Source organism: Nakamurella sp., assembly GCF_048594475.1.
GTDB lineage: Bacteria > Actinomycetota > Actinomycetes > Mycobacteriales > Nakamurellaceae > Nakamurella.
The window spans coordinates 1-3,624 of sequence record NZ_JBMDXT010000359.1; the positions used below are offsets into that span (position 1 = coordinate 1).

The window sequence follows — 3,624 nt, forward strand, 5'->3', positions numbered from 1 at the left end:
ACTCGGGCCAGGAACCGCCGGCTCTGCCGGACAACGTCATCCAGGCCACCCGGTCCCGCTACATCGAGGCCTACCAGCTCATCTCGGGCCGGCGGTTCAGCGACTGGATCGGCTGACCGCCGCCGCGGCCCGGCGGACCGCGCCGACTCTCCTCATCCGCAGGTTCCCCGGGCCGGCGAACCCGCGGATGAGGCGAGTCTTTGCCGGGGGCGGCGCCGATCGGGTCCGTCCCGCGGGTCAGTGCGCGTTGCTGCCGGCCAGCTGGTGTCCGACCACCCCGGCGATGATCAGCACGATCGACCCGATGGTCAGCGCGTTGACCGGGTCGTCGAAGGCGATCATCCCGACGATCGCGGTGACCACCGCGCCGATGCCGACCCAGACCGCGTAGGCCGGCCCGACCGGCAGCGACTTCAGGGCGATCATCAGACCGGCCATCGACGCGGCCAGCAGGACGACGAACGCCACCGACGGCCAGAGCTTGGACAGGCCGTCCGACGCCTTCAGCGACAACGCCCACCCGGCCTCGAGCAGCCCGGACACGATCAGGATCACCCACGCCATGCGGCGAGTCTGCCAAGCGCGGCCGCCCCGGACGGTCCGCCACACCCGGGGCGCCTGGCAGGATCCGATCCGTGTTCGACGGTTTCGCGGAACTGGACGTCCGGGTCAACGGGGTGCGGCTGCGGGGGCGGGTCGGCGGTGACCCGGCCCGGCCGCCGTTGCTGCTGGTGCACGGCTTTCCCGAGTCGCACCTGATCTGGCACCGCGTCGCGCCCTCGCTGGCCCGGGACTTCTTCGTCGTCGCCCCCGATCTGCGCGGCTACGGGGCATCGGAGCGGCCGCCGGCCACGGCGGACCACTCGTCGTACGGCAAGCGGGAGATGGCGCGCGACTGCGTGGAGCTGCTGGCGCACCTGGGCCACGAGCGCTTCGCGGTGGTCGGTCACGACCGCGGCGCGCGGGTGACCGCCCGGCTGGCCGCCGATCACCCCGACCGCGTCACCCGGGCGATGCTGTTGGACATCGCGCCGACCCTGGACATGTACGAGGCCACCTCCCGGGCGTTCGCCGCCGCCTACTGGCACTGGTTCTTCCTGATCCAGCCCGCGCCGCTGCCGGAGACGCTCATCGGCGCGCACCCCCGGATGTTCGTGGAGCAGCTGATGGGCAGCGGATCGGCCGGCCTCGACCCGTTCCCGCCGGACGTGCTGGCGGCCTACGTGGCCGCCCTGACCGGCCCGGACCGGGCGTTCGGCATGTGCGAGGACTACCGGGCCGCGGCGACGATCGATCTGGAGCACGACCGGGCGGATCGCGCCGCCGGCCGGCGGATCACCGTTCCGCTGCGCGTCCTGTGGGGCGCGCGGGGGGTCGTCGGCCGGCTGTTCGACCCGCTGGCGCTGTGGCGCGCCGTGGCCGACGAGGTCACCGGTCGGCCGGTCGACTGCGGGCACTACCTGCCCGAGGAACTGCCCGACGAGATCGAGCGGGAGATCCGCACCTTCCTGGCCTGAGCCGGGCCGGCCGGGCCGCGCGTCCGGTGGTTCCCCGGATCCACCGATCGGTGGACGCGGATTTCCATCGGTCCATCGGCCGGCCGGCGGACCGTCCCGACCGCGCCGAGGCGCGAGAGTTGTTGTCAGCGGCGAGGAACGCCGAGAGCCCTCGGCGACGAGGACAACAACGTGAGGTGCGTCGAGATGACGAAGACGAAGACGGGCCGGGGCGTCGCCGGCCGGGCAGTTGCGTGTGGCGCGATCCTGGCCGGGGTGGCCATGGGCGCCCTGATCGGGGCCAACCCCGCCAGTGCCGACACCGGTTCCGGGGACCAGAGTTTCCAGATGGTCGAGCTGACCAACTACACCCCCTACACCTGGAACCTGGAGGGCCGCAACGAGCCCGGCACCCACTCGCCCGCCCCTCAGACGATTCTGCCCGGGCAGACCGCGGTCTGGGACGGCGACACCGGCGTGAACATCGCCGAGTGGCGCTACACCTACACCCTGCCGCAGGGCAACGGGGTGGACTACCGGTCGGACAAGCAGCTGATCGACGTCCTGGAGAACAACGGCTACGTGCAGATCTTCGACGAGGACAACGGCTATCACAACCAGACGGCCCCGTCCCGGCTGTCCCACGACGTCCAGGACGCGGACGGGTACCAGTACCACTGGGACGTGTACTGGAACACCCCGGTGACCGTGACGATCGACAACGCGACGGACTCCGCCGCGGCGACATCCGCGGTCAACGGCCAGTTCCCGCGCGCCGTCGACGGCAGCACCAAGTGGACCACCAACACCGGCTCCGAGGCCTGGAACTGGGGGGCGCCGACCCGGGCCACCGGGATGCTCTACAACTACTCCTCCGCCGACGCGAAACTGGATGCCGGGCAGGAGACCTCGGTCGGCCAGAGCGCCAACTTCGGCCTCGAGATCACCGGGTCGGTCGGCATGAAGGTGTTCGGCGCCTCGGCCAAGCTGGCCGCGTCGGTCGATCTGGACAAGGACTGGGGGTCGGAGGACTCCACCGAGGTCACCGCGGACATGGACGTCGCCCCCGGGCAGGTCGGCTGGATCGACAAGAAGGAGTCGACCGGCGCGCTGACCGGTGAGCTGCAGTTCACCACCCCCGAGGGCGTCACCTTCGACCTGAAGAACGTCACCCTGTCGCAGGGCGACCTGGTCAACCCCGACGCCAGCAAGTCGCCGATCCGGGCCGGCGTCCTGGACATGCCGCACACCTGCCAGATCAGCGACGCCCCCTGCTACGTGGGCCACTGACCGGCCGGCGGGCCCGCCGGCCCGCCGCGCCCCGACCTCGCCGTCCCCGACCGCACCGCCGGGGCCGCACCGGATGTGCCCGGCCGGCCCCACCGCACCGCCCCACCACCGCACCGCCCCAGACATCACCACCACCGCCGACGCCGACCCCGGGACGACACCGGGGGGCCGGCCCCGTTCGAGGAGATCCATCATGAACGTTCGCAGCTTCGCCCGGATCGGCACCGCCATCGTGGCGGCCGGCGTCATCGGGACCCTGGGCGTCGGCCTGGCCCAGGCCGACAGCACCGCGGTCGACCCCAACGCCGGCATCGTCGCCGGCAGCGGCCACCTGGTCGTCATCGACGCCACCAAGGACAAGGACGCGGCCGTCAACCTGCTGACCCACTACAAGGATTCGCCCGACCACACCTTCATCCCGGACGGCCAGCCGACCTACGGCCAGTCCGACTGGCAGCCGGCCACCTTCGCCGACGGCACGTCGGGCATCCCCGGGATCGCCGGGTCCTCGACCGAGAAGATCGGGATGGTGCTGACCGTCAAGCACACCGAGTCCTCGAGCGTGAAGATCGGCGGATCGGTCGAGACCTCCTTCGGGTACGACCTGGCCGGGGTGGTCGACACCGAGCTGTCCTTCAAGTTCAGCGGCGGGCACACCTGGGACTCCTCCACCACCGACACCGCGCAGATCTGGGCCACCGCCATGCCGAACAAGGCGGTCTGGATCGAGGCCTCCACGAGCGAGGCGACGTTCACCGGCGACTTCCGCTTCGGGTACGAGGGCAACGAGTACCTGATCAAGAACGTGACCATCACCCAGCCGGCCGCGCAGAACGCC

Annotated in this window: 4 protein-coding genes and 1 pseudogene; 4 read left to right on the plus strand and 1 reads right to left on the minus strand. The window is 71.4% G+C overall.

Annotation, left to right across the window (positions count from 1 at the left end):
* Nucleotides 1-116 (plus strand): annotated as a pseudogene (locus ACOJUF_RS16165) (phosphoribosylaminoimidazolesuccinocarboxamide synthase); the annotation flags it as partial.
* 121 nt (nucleotides 117-237) lie between these two features.
* Here the strand turns inward: ACOJUF_RS16165 and ACOJUF_RS16170 are convergent.
* Nucleotides 238-564, minus strand: coding sequence for a DMT family transporter (locus ACOJUF_RS16170; protein WP_420122853.1), 327 nt, complete (start codon nucleotides 562-564; stop codon nucleotides 238-240).
* Nucleotides 565-635: 71 nt separating this feature from the next.
* On the opposite strand from ACOJUF_RS16170, the gene ACOJUF_RS16175 reads away from it, so the two are divergent.
* The 3 genes from ACOJUF_RS16175 to ACOJUF_RS16185 form a co-directional block, all read left to right on the plus strand.
* Nucleotides 636-1,517 carry an alpha/beta fold hydrolase gene (locus tag ACOJUF_RS16175; protein WP_420122854.1) on the plus strand — a complete coding sequence of 294 codons (882 nt, stop codon included), beginning with the start codon at nucleotides 636-638 and terminating at the stop codon, nucleotides 1,515-1,517.
* Nucleotides 1,518-1,703: 186 nt separating this feature from the next.
* On the plus strand, nucleotides 1,704-2,786 hold the full coding sequence (locus ACOJUF_RS16180) for a hypothetical protein (protein WP_420122855.1): 1,083 nt from the start codon (nucleotides 1,704-1,706) through the stop codon (nucleotides 2,784-2,786).
* 193 nt (nucleotides 2,787-2,979) lie between these two features.
* Nucleotides 2,980-3,624 (plus strand): hypothetical protein (locus tag ACOJUF_RS16185; RefSeq protein ID WP_420122856.1); only part of this gene is annotated, 645 nt, incomplete at its 3' end.